Annotated in this window: 28 protein-coding genes; 5 read left to right on the plus strand and 23 right to left on the minus strand. The window is 42.5% G+C overall.

The window, feature by feature from the left end:
- Positions 1-142 precede the first annotated feature (142 nt).
- From bshC to CS060_RS00845, 7 genes are all read right to left on the minus strand, one after another.
- Entirely contained in the window at positions 143-1,753 is a 1,611-nt protein-coding gene (gene bshC / locus CS060_RS00815) for a bacillithiol biosynthesis cysteine-adding enzyme BshC (RefSeq protein ID WP_035046536.1), read from the minus strand.
- A 19-nt stretch (positions 1,754-1,772) separates the two neighbouring features.
- Positions 1,773-2,168, minus strand: coding sequence for a DUF3397 domain-containing protein (locus CS060_RS00820; RefSeq protein ID WP_035046534.1), 396 nt, complete (start codon positions 2,166-2,168; stop codon positions 1,773-1,775).
- On the minus strand, positions 2,165-3,058 hold the full coding sequence (locus CS060_RS00825; protein WP_035046532.1) for a 2-dehydropantoate 2-reductase: 894 nt from the start codon (positions 3,056-3,058) through the stop codon (positions 2,165-2,167). The genes CS060_RS00820 and CS060_RS00825 overlap by 4 nt, the downstream gene beginning before the upstream one ends.
- A 68-nt stretch (positions 3,059-3,126) precedes the next feature.
- On the minus strand, positions 3,127-3,573 hold the full coding sequence (locus CS060_RS00830) for an RsfA family transcriptional regulator (RefSeq protein ID WP_035046530.1): 447 nt from the start codon (positions 3,571-3,573) through the stop codon (positions 3,127-3,129).
- Positions 3,574-3,630: 57 nt separating this feature from the next.
- Positions 3,631-4,383, minus strand: a complete 753-nt coding sequence (locus tag CS060_RS00835) for an enoyl-CoA hydratase/isomerase family protein (protein WP_069201714.1) — start codon at positions 4,381-4,383, stop codon at positions 3,631-3,633.
- 103 nt (positions 4,384-4,486) lie between these two features.
- Positions 4,487-4,660, minus strand: a complete 174-nt coding sequence (rpmF, locus tag CS060_RS00840) for a 50S ribosomal protein L32 (protein WP_003395111.1) — start codon at positions 4,658-4,660, stop codon at positions 4,487-4,489.
- Positions 4,661-4,723: 63 nt separating this feature from the next.
- Positions 4,724-5,239: a YceD family protein gene (locus CS060_RS00845; RefSeq protein WP_035046526.1), complete on the minus strand. Its 516-nt coding sequence runs from the start codon at positions 5,237-5,239 to the stop codon at positions 4,724-4,726.
- Between the two features lie 141 nt (positions 5,240-5,380).
- Here CS060_RS00845 and CS060_RS00850 point away from each other — a divergent pair, with 141 nt between their 5' ends.
- Positions 5,381-6,583: a nucleotidyltransferase gene (locus tag CS060_RS00850; RefSeq protein ID WP_099668589.1), complete on the plus strand. Its 1,203-nt coding sequence runs from the start codon at positions 5,381-5,383 to the stop codon at positions 6,581-6,583.
- Here CS060_RS00850 and CS060_RS00855 read toward each other — a convergent pair.
- Both CS060_RS00855 and CS060_RS00860 read right to left on the minus strand, forming a co-directional pair.
- Entirely contained in the window at positions 6,578-7,591 is a 1,014-nt protein-coding gene (locus CS060_RS00855; RefSeq protein WP_035046523.1) for a SepM family pheromone-processing serine protease, read from the minus strand. The genes CS060_RS00850 and CS060_RS00855 overlap by 6 nt on opposite strands.
- The gene (locus CS060_RS00860; RefSeq protein ID WP_035046521.1) at positions 7,588-8,364 is read right to left on the minus strand and encodes a patatin-like phospholipase family protein; all 777 of its coding nucleotides are present in this window, start codon (positions 8,362-8,364) and stop codon (positions 7,588-7,590) included. The genes CS060_RS00855 and CS060_RS00860 overlap by 4 nt, the downstream gene beginning before the upstream one ends.
- A 99-nt stretch (positions 8,365-8,463) precedes the next feature.
- Between CS060_RS00860 and spoVV the strand changes: the two genes are divergently transcribed.
- Positions 8,464-9,669 (plus strand): dipicolinic acid transporter SpoVV, encoded by a 1,206-nt coding sequence (gene spoVV, locus CS060_RS00865; protein WP_035046519.1) that lies wholly within the window; start codon positions 8,464-8,466, stop codon positions 9,667-9,669.
- Here spoVV and coaD read toward each other — a convergent pair.
- The 3 genes from coaD to CS060_RS00880 form a co-directional block, all read right to left on the minus strand.
- Positions 9,666-10,163, minus strand: coding sequence for a pantetheine-phosphate adenylyltransferase (coaD, locus tag CS060_RS00870; protein WP_035046517.1), 498 nt, complete (start codon positions 10,161-10,163; stop codon positions 9,666-9,668). The genes spoVV and coaD overlap by 4 nt on opposite strands.
- Before the next feature lie 2 nt (positions 10,164-10,165).
- Positions 10,166-10,732, minus strand: a complete 567-nt coding sequence (gene rsmD, locus CS060_RS00875) for a 16S rRNA (guanine(966)-N(2))-methyltransferase RsmD (RefSeq protein WP_035046515.1) — start codon at positions 10,730-10,732, stop codon at positions 10,166-10,168.
- Between the two features lie 275 nt (positions 10,733-11,007).
- Positions 11,008-12,336, minus strand: coding sequence for a hypothetical protein (locus CS060_RS00880; protein WP_035046513.1), 1,329 nt, complete (start codon positions 12,334-12,336; stop codon positions 11,008-11,010).
- Between the two features lie 143 nt (positions 12,337-12,479).
- On the opposite strand from CS060_RS00880, the gene CS060_RS00885 reads away from it, so the two are divergent.
- Positions 12,480-12,869, plus strand: coding sequence for a DUF7147 family protein (locus tag CS060_RS00885; protein ID WP_035046511.1), 390 nt, complete (start codon positions 12,480-12,482; stop codon positions 12,867-12,869).
- Between the two features lie 36 nt (positions 12,870-12,905).
- On the opposite strand, the gene CS060_RS00890 is transcribed toward CS060_RS00885, so the two are convergent.
- The 7 genes from CS060_RS00890 to CS060_RS00920 form a co-directional block, all read right to left on the minus strand.
- Positions 12,906-13,172 carry a YlbG family protein gene (locus CS060_RS00890; protein ID WP_035046621.1) on the minus strand — a complete coding sequence of 89 codons (267 nt, stop codon included), beginning with the start codon at positions 13,170-13,172 and terminating at the stop codon, positions 12,906-12,908.
- A gap of 22 nt (positions 13,173-13,194) precedes the next feature.
- Entirely contained in the window at positions 13,195-13,644 is a 450-nt protein-coding gene (locus tag CS060_RS00895; protein ID WP_035046509.1) for a YlbF/YmcA family competence regulator, read from the minus strand.
- A gap of 71 nt (positions 13,645-13,715) precedes the next feature.
- Positions 13,716-14,084 carry a hypothetical protein gene (locus tag CS060_RS00900; protein WP_099668641.1) on the minus strand — a complete coding sequence of 123 codons (369 nt, stop codon included), beginning with the start codon at positions 14,082-14,084 and terminating at the stop codon, positions 13,716-13,718.
- 35 nt (positions 14,085-14,119) lie between these two features.
- Complete coding sequence (locus CS060_RS00905; RefSeq protein WP_035046508.1) at positions 14,120-14,362, minus strand: YlbE-like family protein; 243 nt, start codon at positions 14,360-14,362, stop codon at positions 14,120-14,122.
- Positions 14,363-14,373: 11 nt separating this feature from the next.
- On the minus strand, positions 14,374-14,703 hold the full coding sequence (locus CS060_RS00910; protein WP_035046505.1) for a YlbD family protein: 330 nt from the start codon (positions 14,701-14,703) through the stop codon (positions 14,374-14,376).
- A gap of 65 nt (positions 14,704-14,768) precedes the next feature.
- On the minus strand, positions 14,769-15,779 hold the full coding sequence (locus tag CS060_RS00915; protein ID WP_099668590.1) for a CAP domain-containing protein: 1,011 nt from the start codon (positions 15,777-15,779) through the stop codon (positions 14,769-14,771).
- A gap of 113 nt (positions 15,780-15,892) precedes the next feature.
- The gene (locus CS060_RS00920) at positions 15,893-16,309 is read right to left on the minus strand and encodes a CBS domain-containing protein (RefSeq protein ID WP_035046504.1); all 417 of its coding nucleotides are present in this window, start codon (positions 16,307-16,309) and stop codon (positions 15,893-15,895) included.
- Between the two features lie 131 nt (positions 16,310-16,440).
- Here CS060_RS00920 and CS060_RS00925 point away from each other — a divergent pair, with 131 nt between their 5' ends.
- Positions 16,441-16,800 (plus strand): YugN family protein, encoded by a 360-nt coding sequence (locus tag CS060_RS00925; protein WP_035046502.1) that lies wholly within the window; start codon positions 16,441-16,443, stop codon positions 16,798-16,800.
- Positions 16,801-16,806: 6 nt separating this feature from the next.
- Here the strand turns inward: CS060_RS00925 and CS060_RS00930 are convergent, their stop codons facing one another.
- Positions 16,807-17,067 carry an Asp23/Gls24 family envelope stress response protein gene (locus tag CS060_RS00930; RefSeq protein WP_035046500.1) on the minus strand — a complete coding sequence of 87 codons (261 nt, stop codon included), beginning with the start codon at positions 17,065-17,067 and terminating at the stop codon, positions 16,807-16,809.
- Between CS060_RS00930 and ytvI the strand changes: the two genes are divergently transcribed.
- Positions 17,054-18,172, plus strand: a complete 1,119-nt coding sequence (gene ytvI / locus CS060_RS00935; RefSeq protein ID WP_180271040.1) for a sporulation integral membrane protein YtvI — start codon at positions 17,054-17,056, stop codon at positions 18,170-18,172. The two genes, CS060_RS00930 and ytvI, sit on opposite strands and share 14 nt — an antisense overlap.
- 24 nt (positions 18,173-18,196) lie before the next feature.
- On the opposite strand, the gene CS060_RS00940 is transcribed toward ytvI, so the two are convergent.
- From CS060_RS00940 to ctaF, 3 genes are all read right to left on the minus strand, one after another.
- A complete protein-coding gene (locus tag CS060_RS00940; protein ID WP_099668591.1) occupies positions 18,197-18,655 on the minus strand; it encodes a DUF420 domain-containing protein in 459 nt (152 codons plus the stop codon).
- A gap of 14 nt (positions 18,656-18,669) precedes the next feature.
- Positions 18,670-19,539, minus strand: coding sequence for a cytochrome c oxidase assembly factor CtaG (ctaG, locus tag CS060_RS00945; protein ID WP_099668592.1), 870 nt, complete (start codon positions 19,537-19,539; stop codon positions 18,670-18,672).
- Positions 19,540-19,631: 92 nt separating this feature from the next.
- A complete protein-coding gene (gene ctaF / locus CS060_RS00950) occupies positions 19,632-19,964 on the minus strand; it encodes a cytochrome c oxidase subunit IVB (RefSeq protein WP_099668593.1) in 333 nt (110 codons plus the stop codon).
- Positions 19,965-19,967 lie beyond the last annotated feature (3 nt).

Here is a 19,967-nt window from a genome sequence, read left to right on the forward strand (position 1 = left end):
CCTACCTAAACAACATATACGTAAAATGAGTGCAATTGTATTGTACCATCATTTCACAAAATTCACTACTTACTTCCGAACTATTCTATTGTATACAAAAAAAATCCTGTACGCGACAGGATTTTTTTATCGACGAAAACAGTTAAATATATACAATTTTATGCATGCCGTTCCAACGATAATCGACATGAACCAGACGGTCAACAAAGTCTAGACCGTAGCGATTCATATAGTAAAGCACGTTCCAAACGCGTTCTTGTGGCGTGCCGTTCGGACGTAGCGACAGTTCGATGCGCTCATATTTGCGCACATGTACGTCATGTTTTTGGAGCATGCGACGTGTAATCAATTGTTGAAGATAATCGATTTGTGTCTCGATTCGTTCGGCATTTTTCAACATTACTCCTTCAAGTTGTGGATCGACTTGCATGCCGAGTTGACGAAGTTGCTCGTGTATGTGCGCCATTTGTTTTTTTGCTTCATGAAACGTCTCATCAAATGCGACAGGTTGATTGTTTCGTATCCATTCCTCTAGCGCTCGCTTCGTGCCAGCCGTTAACGCCTCTTCTACTGTCATATGCACATCTGCCAAATCCGCAGCAATGTGTCGTTCAACAAGTGTAACCGAAAGGCGCGGCACGATTGGCGGCATATGCCAACGGAAATGTTCAAATACTTGTTTTAGTTCAGCCCAATAAGCGATTTCACCCGGGCCGGCAATAAAAGCGAGCGTTGGAAATAACCACTCTTGCATGAGCGGCCGTGTAACGACGTTGTTGCTAAACGATTGCGGCTCGCTTTCGATTCGTTGTCTTAATTCATCATGTGTGAAACGGTACACGCCATCTTTCGTGTAAAAACAATGTTGAGCATCGTCATAATACAACAAACGACGTTGACCGTCATCGTAAAACAAATGCGCGCACATCGGCGTCACATCAATCGCTTTTTTGTAGCCTAATCGTCCAAGATGTTGTTGTTGGTTTTGAAGAGCGCGGGTAATCGCCTCATGTTCATGAGCGAGCGTCATAAACCATTCGCGCTCTATCGCCCGCAATTGTGGATGAGCCGCATCGACAACGACAATTCCTTCTTTGGAAAACAACGCCAAAACAACGTTTACAAAAAAGTCTGCCACCGTTCTCGATTTGGCGATACATGCATGTATGTATGTCCGCAGCTCATTCGTTACATTTGTTTCGCCGTATGTTTTTAATACGTCATCCACCCATTCCTTTAGCTCGTCTGCATGAAGTTCAATATGGGCAGCCATTCGCTTTTCTTTCGCTAGTGGCGAATATACATATTTTTTTACTTTGCCGTCTTCAGCAACGTGCACATAATTAATTTCTGCAATATCATGGTCTTCAGACGCCATCCAAAACACCGGAACGACGGGCACACCAAGCTGTTGTTCTTGCTGTTTCGCTAATGTAATGATGGAAATGATTTTATATATTGTATATAGTGGTCCAGTTAAAAGGCCGGCTTGTTGTCCGCCAATGACGACAACACTGTCAGGATGGCGCAATTTTTCAATGTTTACAATCGTTTGCTCGCTTGTTTGAAACTGTTCATGATACGCAAGCAAATGATGAACGAGGGCGTCGCGTAAGTACGTCCGTTTTTGTAACTCGTGCAAACGTTCTTCAAACGAACAAGGATGAAACGCCTCGTGAACGGGAAACGTCCCTTCAATGTATTCCGTTGCTAAACGGTTCGTTGCTGGCAATGACAGCTCGATGACTTCCATTGTAAACTTCCTTTCTCATTCATGATGAAAATGCGATCATAGTACGATGAATGATCCCATATATAAACAATCCAATATAAGCGGTTGTAAATAATAAAAATTGCATTCTCCAATATAGCTTAAACGTTCGTTGCAACGATACATCCCCAGTTTTTTTCCAATATAAAATCATTCCAATCATAAATGTTACAATAAAAAAAATGAGCAATTCAACGATATACGATCGTTGAAAAATGGCTTGTAATAAAACATGAACAGCAAAAATAAAAAAAATCGTCGATCCGTTCACAGCGAAATGGAACGCGCGTTTTCCTCTTCGCCGAAAAACCGTTTTGGCAAGCACAAACATGAAAAAAAACGAAAAAAACGGCATAACAATCATTACTGCAATAAAAGAGGCGAGCACATCCTTCATTTTTCCTTCTCCCCCTCTAATTCTTTCCCTTTCACAAGCGCATATAAAAACGTGCTAATTGGGGCTGGGATATGTCGCTCGTTCGCCCGCTCGATCACATAGCCTAAAATGGCATCTAACTCGGTTCTCCGCCCTGCCTCAATGTCACGCAACATCGATGAGCGATTAACAGCTGTTTGTTGACAAACCGTTTCAACGTGCTGCCATATGCGTTCCTGTTGTTCAAGTTCGAAAATGGACGCCACCTCGTGAAACAACTGTTCCATCGCTTGCCGATATGGGGCATGTGTCACTAACATGCCATTTGGAACACCTAATAAAGCCGTAAGTGGATTAATACATACATTGACCATTAATTTTTCAATTAACATCGTTTTCCAATCTTCAACATATTGAAACGGAAAGCGTGCATCTGTCACTGATAAAAACGAAAATGTTTCTTTCTCTCCTCGCCATACGCTCCATTTCGTTCGGCCAACGCCGGTATGCGAAACGGTTGTATCATCGATTTTTAAAGCGCCATGTTCGACGACCGCAAGCGCAATATCGTTGTGAGGCATATGCGGTAAATGTAACACATGTCCCATGCCGTTTTGCAAAAACATAATAGCGTTTGCTTGAAGCATATGTATGCGCGTGTTTAATATATGTGTTACATCGTATTGTTTCACTGCAATAAACAACACGTCTTCTTCAATGGCTCGAACGAACGGTTCAGCATGGACGCGATACGTCGTTCGTTCATTGCCATACATGACGGTCAGCCCATACGTACATAATTGCTCTGCCTGCTCATGCCGACGTGTATAAATCGTCACGTCATGGTTTTTACTAAAGTAAGCCGCTGTCAACAATCCGACTGCTCCGCCCCCTATGATTCCGATGCGCACCCGACGATCCCCCTCTTTTTTTCCTATGTTTTATTGTATAAAAAAAAGTAGCTGGCGTCTATCAGCTACTATACGGACAATTGACGTGCGCGCTCTAAAATGTGCATGACGGCTTGATATTCTTGTTGCACTGCTTGCAGTTGTTTTTCAAGCGCTTCTTTTTCTTTTTGGAGCGTTCGTACTTGTTGGCGCAACTGTTCGATTTCAGGATGTCCTTCCTGATGTTGTTGCAACGTTTGTAAGAAGGAGATGACATCTTGTAACGTCATGTCACGTTCAGGCGGTTGTGGCTCTTTTTTCTTCTTTCTTTGTTGTTTCGCAAGCTCTAGTGCATCTTCATATTTTTTGCGCACGTATGCGTTCCAACGAAAACCGCAAGCGGCTGCCGTTCGCGATAGTTTTTTCCCTACTTCTTCAAACGCTCGTAATTGTGTGCTACCTTCCCTCACAAAAGCTAACACCGTTTCAGCAAGCAATACATCTTCCTCTTCTGTCCATGCATCTTGGCGCATCATTTCTATCCCTCCTCGCTGCATTTACTATATGGGTATGCAGCTAATAGAGAACATAGACTATTTGTTTCGTTTTGCTAAAAATGATTGTACCGCTTCATTGTGCTCTTCGCTTTCCCATAAGTATGCACATCGTTCAATTTCAAGGAAAAAGCGTTGGCGAAATGCTTCGGTTTTCCAACGTGCGACGGCCGCTTCTTTGTAAGCGCGCAATACATCCGTCGATTTATTTGTATAATCTTTTAACTCTTTTTCACACCGTTCGCGCAACGAATCAGGAAAAATACGATGAACAAAACCGATATGTGCCGCTTCTTCCGCTGTCATTGTTTGCGCGCGTAACAATATATCGAGCGCTTTATCGTACGGCATTTTTTCAAACAACATCGCGGTCCCACCCCAGCCGGTCGTGATCGCTAAATTCGCTTGCACAAATCCAAGGCGCGCCCCGGCACGAGCGAAGCGAAAATCGCACGCGGTCGCTAATTCACAACCTCCGCCAATCGCCGTTCCATTTATTAAAGCAACCGTTGGTTTTGGTAACGTCAATAAACGATATAAAATATTCCCCATTTTTGCTAACATCCCATGCGCTTCTTCTTTTGTTTTGAGCTGATGAAACGCTTGTAAGTCGCCGCCCGCACAAAACGCGTCTTCTCCTTCCCCTGTAATGACGAGCACTTTCGCATCATCGTCGTGTTCAACGAGCGTAAGCGCTTGCTCGAGTTCGTCCATGACTGCATAATCAATCGCATTTCGTCTTGCTGAGCGACAAATCGTGAACCAGATGATGCCATGTTGTTTTTCAATCATTTTCCCTCTCCCCTTTACTGCGTGTCCATCCTTTTTATTCGCTTTCCCGCCCTTTTTTCCCTTCAAAATAAGAAAAGCGCAAGGGTATTTCCCCGCGCTTTTCTTATTTGTTTACAACGTCTTTTCCTTTGTATGTTCCACAAACTTTACATACGCGATGAGCAAGTTTCATTTCACCGCAGTTTGGGCATTCTACCATACCAGGTACGCGCAATTTGAAGTGCGTACGACGTAGTCTCTTTTTCATTTTTGATGTTCTTCTAAAAGGTACTGCCATCATTTCCACCTCCTTAAAGAGATTTAGGCGAATATGGAGGCCGGTGTAGTTCCGGATCTTCCCTTAAGATTCATTTTTGTTTTCGAAAAACTTCGCTAGCTTCGCAAGGCGCGGATCAATTTTGTTTTCAAGTTCTTCTTCCGAAATGACCGTCCACCCTTTTCCTGATTGTGGAACAGCATCTGGATGATCCGGTTGCTCGCCAAACACTTGCATCGGCACTTCAAGAAGAATGAGCTCTTTGACGATCGGCATTAAGTCGATCGCATCTCCTTGAACAACATGTGACTCTTCATCTGTTGCATCATAATCGTTTAAAAAAAACGTTTCTGTGCTTTCGATTGCGAATGGATACGACACGTCCACAAGCGTACGAGAACAAGGGAGCTGCATCGTTCCCTCAATCGTTAAGTGAAACGTAAACTTTTTCGCGCTCACATCTGCCCGCCCGTGAATACGAACAGGTGAAATGTCGCGAATGGAAGTATCCACTTCTTTTAGCTCGGACACATCGGCCACTTCGTCAATCGTCAACCCTTTATGTTGCAACTGATGAAGTTGATGAATAGACCATCTCAATGACAATCACCTCAAGACAACAAAGAAAATTATACGTTTGAACAACGGTTTTGTCAATATTTTTTCTTTACACTACTTCCATTATAATCAGCTTATACTCACTGTATCACGTTTTACACAAAAAAGAAAGGTGGACAACAAATGAAGGCGGTCGGCATCGTTGTCGAATACAATCCGTTTCATAACGGGCATTTATATCATGTGCAACAAACGCGAAAAAAAACGAACGCAGACTGCGTCATCGCCGTCATGAGTAGTTCATTCACGCAACGAGGGGAACCGGCGATCGTGCCAAAATGGGAGCGTGCTCGTATGGCGCTTGCAGGCGGTGTCGATCTCGTCGTGGAACTTCCTTATTCATTTGCTGTTCAAACAGCGGACCGATTCGCCTATGGCGCTGTTTCGATTCTCGATGCGCTTTTTTGTGCGCAATTATGTTTCGGGAGCGAACACGGAAACATAGAAACGTTTACGAAGACGGCGCAACGGCTTGTTGAACAAAAAGAACAACATGATGAAAAAGTAAAACAGTATATACAAAAAGGAATGAGCTATGCGAAAGCATATGCCCTTGCCCTTCATGACATTAGTCACGATACGCTTGACGTTTCACAACCGAACAACATTTTAGGATTGCATTACGTCAAAGCGATTATCGAACAGCGAAGCAATATGACTCCAGAAACGATTCAACGAACGGTCGCTCATTATCACGATCAGACGCTTCCTGCTAATCAAAGCATTGCGAGCGCAACGAGCATTCGCCGTTTTTTACAATCCGGTCATGACGATGTCGCACGCTACGTTCCTAAAACGACATATGAAACGTTACAAACGTATCGCCATACATATACGATATGGCACGATTGGGAAACATATTTTCCGCTTTTAAAATATCGGTTATTGACGATGGAAGTAGACGACATTCAGCAAATTGCCGAAGTAGAAGAAGGGATCGAGCATCGTCTAAAAAAGACCATCGTTCACGCTACATCGTTTCACGATTTTCTTTCCGCTGTTAAAACGAAACGATATACGTGGACACGGTTGCAGCGCATATGCACACATATACTAACGAACGTCACAAAAAAAGAAATGGGAAAAGCGCATGAAAACAAAGGTGCGACATACGTTCGCCCATTAGCGATGAACGAAACAGGGAGAGCGTATTTACAAGCGGTCAAAAAGCAAATGACGTTGCCGCTTGTGACAAGCGTCAAACAAATGCGACACGATCCGATATATCATATTGAAAAAAAAGCGACGCAAGCTTATGTTTCTATTTTGCCTGAGCCGCTTTGGACGGAAGCGTTGCAACGTGAATACAAAACCCCTCCGTTATGATAATTTTTGTAAAAACTGAATCGCATCATCCAACGTGTCGACAGGTACAATTTTCATCTTTGTGCCGATGTCTTTTGCTGTTTTCACCGCTTCTTTATAGTTGGAATGTTTCGCTCCGCGTTCGTTCGGAGCGAAAAAAATGTCCGCTCCTGCTTTATGAGCTGCGATCACTTTTTGCGAAATGCCGCCAATCGGTCCGACTTCGCCGTCAATATTGATCGTTCCTGTACCGGCAATGCGATAGCCTTTCGTTAAATCTTGCGGAACGAGTTGGTTGTACACTTCAAGCGTAAACATCAGTCCAGCAGAAGGTCCGCCAATTTGATCGGATTCAATGCGGACAGGCGGATCGGTAACGATATCGCGATCGGTCATGACGGAAAGACCGAGACCGACGCGATGCTTTTCTTTCGGAAACGGCGCAAGCGTCAATGTTACTGTTTTTTCTTTTCCAGACCGCTTATATGTGACGCGAACGCGATCTCCTTTTTTCTTTCCGGTGACGTATTGAATAAATTCGTCCGCTTCATCGAGACGTCGGCCGTCAATCGCAACTAATTGATCGCCGCTTTTTAACACGTTGGCTGCTGGCATGCCATCAACAACATACAACACATATACTCCTTTATTTCGATATGAAAACGGTTTGTTTGCTTTTTTGTAGGCGACAGCGATCGCCGTCTCTTTCGAATTTTCCATCATCTTTAATTGACGATGTGTATATTCTTCGTCGCTTTCCCCTTCGTGTCTTACTTCATCCATTCGGTACAGCTCGTTATATTTACTCACATGTGCAAGCGCAAACGAAAAAAGGTTTGCTTGCCCCATACGAACAGTCGTTAACATAAATTGTCCTTTTTCTTTATAGCCATCTTGTACTTCAACGAGCGGACGTAACGGTTCAGCCGTTCCGGGCATCGTCACGTAATACGGCAAATGAAAAAAAGTCGCAAAAGCGAGTAATAGTGCCATGATGATCGTGATTCGAATATACCGTCTTTTATTCATTGTTTAAACCCCTTCTCTGCAAGCAATTGACGAATGATAGGAAGTTGTTGGCGCGCTGCTTCCTCTCCCATTTGTATCATCTCTTTCGCATGAGTGAACGCATACGAGCTATAACGCTCAAGTGATGGGCGAATGACGACATCGGCTTGGGCGATGCGATGGGAAGCGAGTTCAGCTTGAATAATATCTAAACTTTGTAAAATGACATCGAAAATAGATGTAACCGTATCGTTCTTTTTGACGGAAGCGACATCGACAGCGATGACGACGTCAGCACCCATCTCGCGCACAACGGTCGCTGGTACGCGATCGATCACCCCACCATCAACGAGCAGGCGCCCGTTCCACTGTTCTGGCACAAAAATGCCGGGAATGGAAATGCTTGCGCGCACCGCATCCGCTATACTTCCTTGGCGGAATACGACTTTCTCTCCTTTTTGTAAATCGGTCGCCACGATTGCCAATGGAATGTGCGTGTCTTCCACACGCTTTTGTTTCGTTATGACCGAGATGAAATGTTTAATTTGACGCCCAGCGATGAGACCCATTTTTGGTACTGTCCAATCGATATAATCGTTGCGCCGAAATGCTGTCGCTAGCCGATATAATCGTTCTGTTGACACGCCTGATGCGTACAACGCTCCAACAAGGGCGCCCATGCTGCTTCCTGCGATCATATGAATCGGAATGTTTTCTTCTTCTAGCACTTTAATGACCCCGGCATGCGCAAAACCGCGCGCACCGCCAGAACCTAACGCCAACCCGATTTTCATTCCCGCTCCCCCTTCCTGTTCAATACTATGGTCTAAAATGTCCACATATACTCGTATATTAAAACGAGTACGATCGGCGAATGAGGAGGCCAACGAACGATGAAAGAAAAATGGAAAACATTGCTGTTATCATCGATCATTATTTGTTTATGTATCGCATTGCTTCGCTATCCGCAACATTCGTTTGAAGCAGCGGTACGTGGATTACATATGTGGTGGGATGTCGTTTTTCCTTCCCTTCTTCCTTTTTTTATTGTATCAGAAATTTTAATCGGTTTTGGTGTCGTTCATTTTCTCGGGGTATTGCTTGAGCCGTTTATGCGTCCGCTATTTAAAGTACCGGGCATCGGTGGGTTCGTTTGGGCAATGGGCATGGCTTCGGGATACCCAGCCGGCGCAAAACTGACCGCTCGACTAAGACAGCAACAACAGCTTTCCGCGATTGAAGCAGAGCGGCTTGTTTCGTTTACAAATTCGTCTAATCCGCTTTTTATTTTCGGTGCCATTTCCGTCGGCTTTTTTCATAATCCAAACATCGGCATCATTCTTGCCTTGTCTCATTATCTTGGCAACATTTGTGTCGGTTTCATGATGCGCTTTCACGGAAAAGACGAAAACAACGTGATTCCAAAACAAAAAAAGAACCTTTTGCGCCAAGCGTTTCGCGCCATGCATGAAACACGCTTAAAACATAGCCAAGCGATCGGAAAACTGCTTGGAGATGCGGTTCGTTCCTCCATTCAAACCCTTTTAATGATCGGTGGATTTATTATTTTATTTTCCGTTTTAAATAAGCTACTTTATATTACAAACATAACGAAATGGCTAGCCGACATCGTACAATACGCCTTGGCGCTTTTTCATTTACCGAGGGAACTAAGCGTTCCGTTCATCGCAGGGGTATTTGAAATTACACTCGGCAGCCAAATGACGAGCGAAGTAACAAGCGCAACGTTATTACAAAAAGTCATGATCACAAGCTTTATTCTTGCCTTTGGCGGCTTTTCGGTACAAGCACAAGTCGCAAGCATTTTAGCGGAAGCCCATATTCGCTTTCAGCCGTTTTTTATCGCTCGTATTTTCCATGGGTTTTTTGCTTCTTTTTTCGCGTTTCTTCTTTGGAAGCCGCTTTATGTTCAGCCGCTCGAGTCGGTAGAAACGTTGTCCGTTTGGCTTCCTGAAGCGACGGTCCGTTGGCCGATGTTATACATACATTGGATCGAACAATACGGCTTTTTTGTGACCGCTACTGTATGCTTTTTATATGTCGTCATCGCTTTCCGACGTGAAAAACCACCTGCTTAAAGGTGGTTTTTTTCATGAGCAAACTTTTGTCGGAGCGCTTCTTCCACAACTTTTGGCACAAGTTCAGAAATGTTGCCGTTATATTTCGCCACTTCTTTTACGATGCTTGAACTTAAAAAAGAGTATTGGTTGTTCGTCATCATAAAAAACGTTTCGATTTGTTCGTTTAAGATGCGGTTCATCGATGTAATTTGCATTTCGTATTCAAAATCGGAGACGGCACGCAATCCGCGCAAAATCGCGCTCGCCTGTTTACTTTTCGCATAGTCGACAAGCAGTCCTTGATAAGAGTCGACTACGACGTTATGTAAATCTTTCGTCACTTCCTTGAGCAGTTGCACCCGCTCTTCTGCGGAAAATAACGGTTTTTTCGATGAATTGTTTAATACGACAACATATACTTTGTCAAACACTTTTGCCCCGCGGCGAATAATGTCTAAATGCCCATATGTGACAGGATCAAAACTTCCCGGGCATACCGCAATGCTTGCCATGTTTATTCCCCTTCCTCGTCTACGTAAGCGTAAATCGATACAGTCGTAATGCCATACGTTTCATGTTTTACTTTTGTTAAACGTCCGATGTGAGTCGGAAGCTCGACTTGCGCATCGTGCTCCGCAACAAGAAAGCCATCTCGTTGTAAAAGCTGATGCGCATCGATGATTGCGATAAGCGCTTCCAACTGCTTATTTTTATAAGGCGGATCAAGGAAAATTAAACGAAATGTCAAACCTCTTTTCACGATCGCTTTCAACGCGCGCTCAGCATCGTTGCGATAAATTTCAGCTTGATCGGTCAAACGACAGGCAGCGACGTTTTTTTTCATCGTTTGAACGGCCTTCGCATCATGATCGACGAAAATGACGCGATCTAATCCGCGGCTTAACGCTTCGATCCCAAGCCCACCGCTACCACCGAATAAATCAAGGCCAAGCCCGCCAGAAAAATACGGACCAATCATATTAAACATCGCTTCTTTCACTTTATCTGTCGTTGGACGTGTCGTCATTCCTGGAACAGCTTGAAGCGGTTTTCCTTTACACTTCCCTGATATGACTCTCATCGTATTTCACCTCGCTTTTATGATCATATCATAACCGACGAAATGGACAATCATTGTAAGGAAAAAAATGATGGGGATGTATACAATGCGAAACAATGGTCATACTGATAGTAACAACATCGTTGATGATGTTGTTGCCAACCACGGAGAAGACTTACGTTCCCCATAAGTTCTTCCTCCGGTTTCTCCTCTCCCTTTTTTCCTTCTCTTTTTCGGCTTGGCTGAAAAAGAATGGAAGGGACCCTGCGGCATATGCCACAGGGCATTTTTTTATTTTATTGACCGACTACGTGTATTTCCTCGTTCGTTTCGCTAATGTAAACTGAAAACCATTTTGGAAATTCCGTCCGTTCAACATATAACGTCCCATCCCATTCTTGAATGACCGCATTCGTGCTGTTTGTGAAAAAGCGCCAACGGGCATTCCCTTTTTCAATAAATATCGCCTCACCTGAACGTTGAACAGTATAGCCAAGCGTGCGCATAATCGGAACGAACGGGAATAGTTGTTGACCGTCCTTTAATAAAACGTGCGCATTCGGCAATTCCACTCCATTAACGACGAGCATTTTCCGTTCTGTAAATGTCATGTACGGTTGTTCATTTTGGAAAAATGTCGTATTTCCTCCATACGCTTCGCCTAACCATTCGTCTAATTTTTTCATCGTCAACGGTTGACCAGCGTTTCCGTTAACCAACGTCCAAAACGTTTGTTGTTCTTCTTTCGTCAACGTTTGTTGCAATTGTTGAAAAACAAGTTTCGCTTTTTTTGTCATCGGCTCGGTTTTTGTCATATATGAAACGAGCAAATCCCATATCCAGTCCGGAACTACACTATTTGGAAACTGTTGCTGTAACTGTACACGAACATATGTGCGTTGTACATTTGCAAAAGACGACGTATCCGATATAATGACAAACGTCGGTGTCATGTATTGCAGACGCGACGAAGTAACAATTAACGTTTGTACATCGCTTTTCTTCCAAAACGATAACGTTGTTTGTGGAAGCGGCTTTGTCGCATATACGACTAAATCATCGTTAAACGTTGGCTGCAACGGTTGAGATTGAAAATAAAGCGGGACGGTTTGTCCGCCTTTTTTCTCCCACATGAAAAAGGAAAAAGACGGTTTGTATACATAGCCGACAAGCTTCCCGTCTGCTGCCCATACCCCTTTCTGATGAACGATATCGGTCAGCGATATGTTTGTTTGTTGTGGTTGTGTCGTATGAAAACGAACGAGCCATTCTTGAACGAAAAGCGGTTCTTTCGGCGCGATCGGTATGCGATAAGTGAGCGAAACTGTATTTGTTTTCGATACGTTCACAATCGTTTTTCCATTTTGTTGTTTAACGCATGTTTTTTGCTTTAAGCATGAAAGGCGTGTCACTTCTTTTGGAACAGTCACTTCATATATGTCAGCGACCGCTCCACGTATATGATGAACAACTTCAATCGTTTTTCCAGTAAATGTCGCTTCAATATCATGTTGCAATACCGATTGTTTCGTCGCTTCGGTATGATATTCATCCCATTGATAATATAAAGCTCCTGCGCTAACGCCAAGGAAAAGGAGCGTTGAAATAAAAGCTACTTTCCACATACAAAGGCTCCTCATTCACCATTTTATATTATAACAATAGCAAAATTTCAACGCGTTGTCATACACCGTTTTCACTAATTGTCGAAAAAAGTTGAACGTGTTAAAGTAAATGAGGAAATAAAACATAAAGTGAGGGAATGGTGATGATTCAACGTTTTATTGAATTAGGGGAAGGGTATTCTGACATTTATGAGTTAATCGAAATTGCAAAGTCAAACCGCCATCGTTTGTCCGGTTTGTTTGCTTTTCATACGATGAAAGACGGCAAAGCGGTCACGTCGTTCGTCGTTGTGCTTCATCCGACGGATCCTGGCGATTTCCAACCGCTATACATTTGCCGTGAAGGCATTCCACATCCGTCTGTGAAAGTGACAAAACGATATGAACTGTTTATCGAGTTAGCGAAACAATTAAATCAAGAAATTGTTCATTTGGACGTCAAACCATCCAACTTTTTTGCCGACTTACAACTATACTACCAACATTTAATTGGCATTATGCGCATGAATCGATTTATTCCGCCATTACAATAGAAAAGCGAAAAGGATGTCAGCAGTTGACATCCTTTTTTATACTCCATATTCGTATTCCTTTTCTTTATCAACTTTCGATTCAAATTCGACCTTCACGTACGGACGATATGAAGGTTCGACACGTTTGACGAACGGGAGCGAAGCAATTTTTTTCATCACATCTTCCGCTTCGTCCATGTTGCAATATAAAACAACATATTTTAATCGTTTCGACACATAATGAACGTTTCCATATTTCCTCAACTGCTTACTATGTTTTAACGAATACAGCCAAACGATAATTCCTTGACGCATTGGAAACATAAAAAGCCCCATCCCCCTTTTCTCACTTCGTCCGACAGCCACACGCACCTCCAGACCCGCATCCTCCACCGCAAGATAAAGAGTCAAAATACGGATTTCCTGTCGGTACTTTAATGTTTTCAGATACGGCACGACCGATCATCGTGCTAATTTCATCTAACAATGACTGCATCTCTTTTTCTGCTTGTTTAAACGCGGCAATCGGACCGTATAAATCAAGTTCACGTTTCGCCTCGCGCACTTGTTTCATCACTTCTTTGTAGTCTGGATGATATTTACCAAAGCGTTGCACTTCTTCGTATCGCTCTTTCAATTTAACGAACTGACGAATGAGTTGCTGCGCTTTCTCATCTTGTTGCATATGATAAAAACAGCGACGGTATTCCTCCGCCACGTCTGATTCGACAATCATTTTGCCAAGCTCTTCAGCAACATCTAACAACTGCAATCGTTCGACCGTTGCTACAAGCACGAGCAACACCTCCACAACGTTATCATACCATGATTTCGTGCACAAAACAAATAAGTCTGGTTGCTCCAGACTTATGAGATCGTCACCGTAAATTCGTGGGAGACGTTGTATTTACTTGCATCGTTATGGACAAGTTCCAACCGAATCGTATGTTTTCCGACAGGCAGGCCGCGAATGACAAAAGCAGCCGTTGTCGTTTCGCTCACTCTTTTGCCATTGACGTAAATATGAATACGTCCTTGTCCATCTTTTTTTGGATGCGTACCTTTCATAAAAGTAAACTGGTCGACAATGCATTCGACAAAGACGTCATTTCCTTTCACATGATGTTTTACAAATAACATTTGTTTCTGTTCCGCAAAAGCAATCGGGTGATGATGAGATACAAACATGGAAAACAATAGGGCAACACATAAAAAAAAGAAACGCAACCCTTTCACCATCCTTTCATAGTGATAGTGTTTGCGTTTCTCGTTTAATTATGAGTGTCCTTCATTAGTTTCATCATCGCCATCATCATTTTTGCCATTTCGATCGTTTGAACAACTTGTTCCACTTTATGCGGCAACGTCTGTTTATAATAGTGACGCATTTGTTTTTCCATTTCTTTTATATCCATCGGGCGTCTTGTTAGTCGCCGATACCATGTCGGCTGTTCACGTAAAAATTGATGAAGCTTTGGCTTCGCTACAATGTATTCATATACGTCTTTTCTCATTGCATATCTCCTTAATCTTTTCGAAACGAAAACGGATCTTTCTTCGTCTGTTGCATTTGGCGGACGACTTCTTGGATGGACGCAATCGCTTGCTGAACGTTTGTAATGTATGTTTGAAGTTCGTTGACATCAAGATGTTTGACGTAACTTGCTAGCTTTTGCATCAAATCTCCTTGGTCTTGTTTGACATCGCTTGAACGATATTCGTCCCACATGTCATCGTCTTCGCCAAACACGTACCAATCGTTATATAATTCTTTCCATGTTTTCTTTCCTTGGCGCACTTCTTCAATCAGTTTTGGATGTTTTTTTACAAACTGTTTAAATGGTTCAATAGACATATCGGTCGCTCCTTCCTTGTTTGTTTGCCTATCATATATTACGACCGAACAGCCAATACGTGCGCCTATTTTGGTTCGGAAAACGGACGAATAAAGTTTTGCGTATAATAACGTTTATATACACCGACGCCTAAATGCGTCAACTCGGCATTTAACAACGTTTGCCTATGGCTACGGCTGTTGAGCCACGCTTCGACAACCGCTGGTCCATCGACATATTCCGAGGCAATATTTTCCCCCGCTATCTCAAAACGAACGTTCGCTTTTGTTAGTCGTTGCTTTAAATCGCCGTTCGTTGGCGATTCGTGTGCAAAAAAGTGATTTTCCGCCATATCTTTACTATGTCCATACGCCACTTTTGCTACACGTTCATCCCATTCGAGCGGTGGAACACCGTGACGTATGCGCATCACGTTTGTAATATCAAAAATTTGTTGTACGTTTGCTTGCTCAACTTGTTTTTCGAGCGTTTCATCCATTTTGACGCTCGGTAACGGACCACGATATTCAAGTTCATACGGACGAAGCTTCACTAACGTCTCTCCGTCGACCCAGCGAATGCTTGATAATTCACCTGTAAAACGATCGATATACAATTGCACGTACACATCACCAAACGAAAGAAGCGGTTGAATGAGTAAATCTTCTTCCGTTAATTGAAAGCGATATACCCCATCGTCTAGTTGCACATGGATTTCATCGTGAAGCGGCATCGTTTGTAGCAGCTCGTTAATTGAGCGATTGAACTGAAACGGGGCAACGTTCACTTCCGGTCCACATGCATAAATCGTGACGACACGTCCATCAAGAATACCGATTTGCATATACGTTTTCGGGTTATTATATATCCACCATACGTAGCCGTAAGCGGATGGATCGATGCGGACTGGCTGTCCAAATGTTTGTTTTACTTCTTCTTCCGTCTTTCCGATCCATGACCCTAACCCTTCTACAACAGTTTTCTCGCTCGTTTGTTCACTCATCATGGATGTATCGTTTAATGGGGAGGGTTCATCTGTTGGGAAAAAAGAAAAAATAAAAATAAAGATCGTAATTAGAGCAATGATCCAACGCATTTATCATTCTCCCTTAGCTGTTGTATATAATTTCATTTGTACTTCCATTATATACAGCTTGTCTACATTGCAACACTAAAAAATAAGGCTATGCGCAAACATAGCCTTATTTTTTAGTGATATTGTGAGATTTCCGTTAATGCTTCTCCTGCTTGTTCATCGCTTGCTTCATGAATCGCTAAGTCACCAAGCGACATCATTCCCACTAACGTATCGCCTTCGACAACAGGCAAGCGGCGAATTTGATGTTTTGCCATCAGCTGAGCCGCTTCAGCAACAGAAGCGTTCGGTGAAATTGTCACAAGCTGTTCGCTCATCACTTCTGTGACCGCTGTCGAACCTGGTTTTTTCTCGGCAACGCCACGCACAACTAAGTCGCGATCCGTCACAATGCCGACAAGTCGTTTTCCATCTATAATTGGAATGGCTCCGACGTTATAATCGCGCATTTTTACGGCTACTTCGTACATATTGTCAAGCGATGTACAACATTCAACGTCTGTTGTCATCATTTCTTTCACTTTTGGCATGTTCATCTCTCCTTTCGCATATTAGTTTCACCAAAATCGGAACAATTATGAACCTCGTCATTGAAAGTTATGCGCTTTCGTACTATTATTAATGGAGGAATGTTTTATTTTACATAAGGGGGACATGAAAGATGCGCTTTGAAAATACAGGTATTGAAAATCAAACAGCGCCATTAACACGTTTAGACGAATTGATGGAAAGCCTCGGCTTTGTGCGTGCAGGTCAATGGGATTACGATCGTGTCACATATGACCGCAAATTTGAAATTAAAAATGACGTCTTTTATTTACGTGTGCAAGGTTATGCGATTGAAGGAGACGTTGGTGGTCGCCATGCAATCATTAAACTGATGAAACCGTTGCTTGGCAAACATTATTATCCACACGGTGTCGAATATGGTGAGGGCGAAAACTTCCCTTCATCATTAGTGAACCAATGTGAAGCTCTTTTGGCAAAAGTGAAAGAAGGTCTTGCAACTATAAACGCATGAGCGCGCTCATGCGTTTTTTCCGTCAACGAGACGACGGACGTACAGATGAACAGCAAAAACTTCTTTTCCTGTCATGTCATATACGTCGTCGATCACTTGTTTTTGAATACGTTCACATAAAGCGAGCATATTGTCATGCATCTTGACAGAAACGGTCATGGAAATCGTCAATCGGTTTTGTCGTTCATACACGTTCACTTCTTCTAATATGACATCATCAAACGGTTGTACACTCATGGCAACAATCGTTATAATGGGTTTATGCATATACATCCTCCATACGATTTATGAAATGAAAGCAGGTGTCGTTTCGTTGTTTGAGAAAATTCCAAAGCGGTCCGTATACATCATTCTTATTTTGCTTGCGATCGTCTTATTGACGTACTGGGTCGCTCCGATTGCTGTTCCGATTTTATTTGCGTTTATTACTGCTATTTTTTTAGAGCCTGCCGTCAAAGTGGCACAACAACGGATCGGGTTTAAGCGGCAGTCCGCCACGCTTCTTGTATTTAGTTTATTTACGTTGTTTATGCTCTTAAGCGGATACTTTATTATTACAAAAATTGTGACGGAAGCGTTTCATTTTTTTAGACATTCACCGCTATACTTAAATGAAATGATCGCAGGTTGGAACGAACTTGTCGCACGCTGGTACAAGCAGACAGAAAAATTGCCGCCGTTCGTTGTGGCAGAGCTCAGTCATCAAGTTGACTTATTTTTAACCAAATTAAAAGCGCAACTGACGGATTCGCTGAGCTTTCATAAAGTAAGCGTACTCGTTGCGAACGTTCCAACATTTTTAATTAACTTTCTCGTTTATTTAATTACTTTATTTTTATTTATGCATGATTTACCGAAAATACGCGAAGCGATTTTTTCACATTTAACGGAAGAAACGAAAGAAAAAGTACATTTTATGCTGTCGCGTTTATCGTATGTCGTATTCGGTTTTTGGAAAGCGCAATTTCTCGTTAGCTTAATTATTTTTGCGGTATCGCTAGTTGGATTGTTGCTTATTACACCGAAAGTGGCGTTATTTACCGCGTTTATTATTTGGGTGATCGATTTTATTCCAATTATCGGATCGATTGTCATTATGGCACCTTGGGCCATTTTCCACTTTGTCACAGGTGATACGGTATTAGCGACAAAACTATCGATTCTCGGTGTCATTTTATTAATTTTACGCCGAACGATTGAGCCGAAAGTGATGGGTGCACATATCGGTTTATCGCCGCTTGCAACGCTTATTTCCATGTATTTAGGTGTAAAAATTATGGGCGCGCTCGGGCTCATTTTATTCCCGCTCTTACTCATTGCGATCAAATCCGCGAAAGAAGCAGGAATTATTAAATTTCACTTTAAACTATAAAGAGGGTGAATGTTCACCCTCTTTTTAAAATCCTAAAATCGCTTTAATAACCGATGTCGTTTCACCGCCACGGTAAAATACATATAACAATAAATAAACAGCAACTCCTGTTGTTGCGGTAAAAAACCATACGATACTCGTGATCGGACCAATTTTTTTATGGCGTACCCAATTTTTTTTCACCGCGGAAAGCAACGTCACAATGCCAAACACTGCGCCTGAAGTAGCTAAAAAAATGTGGAAAAACAAAAAGATTGTATAATATATTTTTATATCGTCTGGACCACCGAAGCTTGTATTGCCGATAAAAATCGTGCGCGACAAGTAAATGATGAAAAAGGCAAGCGCAAAAGCGGCCGCAAGCCACATCGTTTTTTCATGTTTTTTCACTTGCTTTTGGCGAATAAAATACCAGCCAACGGCTACAAGGATCGCACTAATGACAATAAAGCTTGTACTAATCGTAGGTAAGATCGGTACCATCGTTTCTCCCCTCTTTATTTTGTTGTTTGAACAGCGATCGTTTCTTCATCTCGTTCTTTTCGATACCATTCCATAAAAATGAAAAATAGCATAACCCCATACACAATTTCTTGAATAATTTTCATTAAAACGCCACCGAGCTGTTGGTCGTGCAATAGCGACATCGAGCTAAACATTTCCGGTCCACTTAATTCAAGCGACGATAACGTACTTTGCGGCACACAAAGCGCTAACGCGTTCATCCAAGCGGCTGGATCGTAATACGTCGCATATAGCGGTGTATCTGCAAAAATAATAAGTGCACATGCTGGTGTAAGAAGCACCCCATCAGCGAAAATGTAGCCGATTTTTTTTACACCAGATAACGTTTGAAAACCGCGCACGTCATTAACGAGCGGCCACCACATCATCATCGCCGCAATAAAAATAGCTGTCGTCATAAGTGCATGTAGCCACATATTTGTTTTTACAACGTCAAAAATAAGAGGTACATGGTATAACGAAAAAATCCCATTAAACAAAAATAAGGCGATAAGCGGTTTCGTGAAAAATGTAAACGTCGAACGAATGATTTGAATGCGAAAAAGCGCTTCAAACATCCACGATGGAATGCCTTTAATAAGAAGCGGCGGCACCATTAAATAAAGGACAGCCATTTGCGTCATATGCGCGCTAAACATTAAATGACCTAACAAATCGACCGGAGAACCTTTACAAATGTAAAGCAAAACAATCGCAGTAACAAACAACGTTTTTTGTTTTTTCGTCGTTTGCTCTTTTGCACGGTTAACAAGCCAAAAATAAGCGACTGTTACCCCAACTAAAAACATGAAAAAGTACGGACTCCACATCGCCTCAAAACCAAATATACTTAACGGCATCATATTCACCTCGCTTTTTTTCCGACTTTATTATACTACAAACGTAACAAACGTAACAAACGTGAAAAGAAAAGAAGCTAGCTAACGCTAGCTTCTTAAATCCAGACGACTGTTAAAAACGCCCAAATCGTAACGAACGCTACAACGACTCCACCGTATAAGAAAAGCGCTGGAAGTTCATGACCTTTATGGCTCATATGCATAAAGTAATACAGTTGGAAAATGACTTGCACAACCGCTAGCAACAAAATGAACGGTACCGAAAACCAGGCGGAAAATCCTTCATATCCAACCGCAAAAAAGGCGATGAGCGTTAAGAAAATCATTAACGTAAATGAAACGATTTGATGTTTCATTTCTTCCGCATTTTTTTTGCGGCGATATTGCACATCTACTTTTGGGTTTTGTACATGTGTATGATTTGCCATACA

It is taken from the genome of Anoxybacillus flavithermus, from assembly GCF_002742685.1.
Taxonomy (GTDB): Bacteria; Bacillota; Bacilli; order Bacillales; family Anoxybacillaceae; genus Anoxybacillus; species Anoxybacillus flavithermus_E.

Coding starts and splice junctions, on each gene's coding strand:
- bshC (WP_035046536.1), bottom strand. CDS start 1,753: ATGGAAGTCATCGAGCTGTCATTGCCAGCAACGAACCGTTTAGCAACG.
- CS060_RS00820 (WP_035046534.1), bottom strand. CDS start 2,168: ATGAAGGATGTGCTCGCCTCTTTTATTGCAGTAATGATTGTTATGCCG.
- CS060_RS00830 (WP_035046530.1), bottom strand. CDS start 3,573: ATGATGCGCCAAGATGCATGGACAGAAGAGGAAGATGTATTGCTTGCT.
- CS060_RS00835 (WP_069201714.1), bottom strand. CDS start 4,383: ATGATTGAAAAACAACATGGCATCATCTGGTTCACGATTTGTCGCTCA.
- rpmF (WP_003395111.1), bottom strand. CDS start 4,660: ATGGCAGTACCTTTTAGAAGAACATCAAAAATGAAAAAGAGACTACGT.
- CS060_RS00850 (WP_099668589.1), top strand. CDS start 5,381: ATGAAGGCGGTCGGCATCGTTGTCGAATACAATCCGTTTCATAACGGG.
- CS060_RS00855 (WP_035046523.1), bottom strand. CDS start 7,591: ATGAATAAAAGACGGTATATTCGAATCACGATCATCATGGCACTATTA.
- CS060_RS00860 (WP_035046521.1), bottom strand. CDS start 8,364: ATGAAAATCGGGTTGGCGTTAGGTTCTGGCGGTGCGCGCGGTTTTGCG.
- spoVV (WP_035046519.1), top strand. CDS start 8,464: ATGAAAGAAAAATGGAAAACATTGCTGTTATCATCGATCATTATTTGT.
- coaD (WP_035046517.1), bottom strand. CDS start 10,163: ATGGCAAGCATTGCGGTATGCCCGGGAAGTTTTGATCCTGTCACATAT.
- rsmD (WP_035046515.1), bottom strand. CDS start 10,732: ATGAGAGTCATATCAGGGAAGTGTAAAGGAAAACCGCTTCAAGCTGTT.
- CS060_RS00880 (WP_035046513.1), bottom strand. CDS start 12,336: ATGTGGAAAGTAGCTTTTATTTCAACGCTCCTTTTCCTTGGCGTTAGC.
- CS060_RS00885 (WP_035046511.1), top strand. CDS start 12,480: ATGATTCAACGTTTTATTGAATTAGGGGAAGGGTATTCTGACATTTAT.
- CS060_RS00890 (WP_035046621.1), bottom strand. CDS start 13,172: ATGTTTCCAATGCGTCAAGGAATTATCGTTTGGCTGTATTCGTTAAAA.
- CS060_RS00905 (WP_035046508.1), bottom strand. CDS start 14,362: ATGAGAAAAGACGTATATGAATACATTGTAGCGAAGCCAAAGCTTCAT.
- CS060_RS00910 (WP_035046505.1), bottom strand. CDS start 14,703: ATGTCTATTGAACCATTTAAACAGTTTGTAAAAAAACATCCAAAACTG.
- CS060_RS00915 (WP_099668590.1), bottom strand. CDS start 15,779: ATGCGTTGGATCATTGCTCTAATTACGATCTTTATTTTTATTTTTTCT.
- CS060_RS00920 (WP_035046504.1), bottom strand. CDS start 16,309: ATGCCAAAAGTGAAAGAAATGATGACAACAGACGTTGAATGTTGTACA.
- CS060_RS00925 (WP_035046502.1), top strand. CDS start 16,441: ATGCGCTTTGAAAATACAGGTATTGAAAATCAAACAGCGCCATTAACA.
- ytvI (WP_180271040.1), top strand. CDS start 17,054: ATGGGTTTATGCATATACATCCTCCATACGATTTATGAAATGAAAGCA.
- CS060_RS00930 (WP_035046500.1), bottom strand. CDS start 17,067: ATGCATAAACCCATTATAACGATTGTTGCCATGAGTGTACAACCGTTT.
- CS060_RS00940 (WP_099668591.1), bottom strand. CDS start 18,655: ATGGTACCGATCTTACCTACGATTAGTACAAGCTTTATTGTCATTAGT.
- ctaG (WP_099668592.1), bottom strand. CDS start 19,539: ATGATGCCGTTAAGTATATTTGGTTTTGAGGCGATGTGGAGTCCGTAC.
- ctaF (WP_099668593.1), bottom strand. CDS start 19,964: ATGGCAAATCATACACATGTACAAAACCCAAAAGTAGATGTGCAATAT.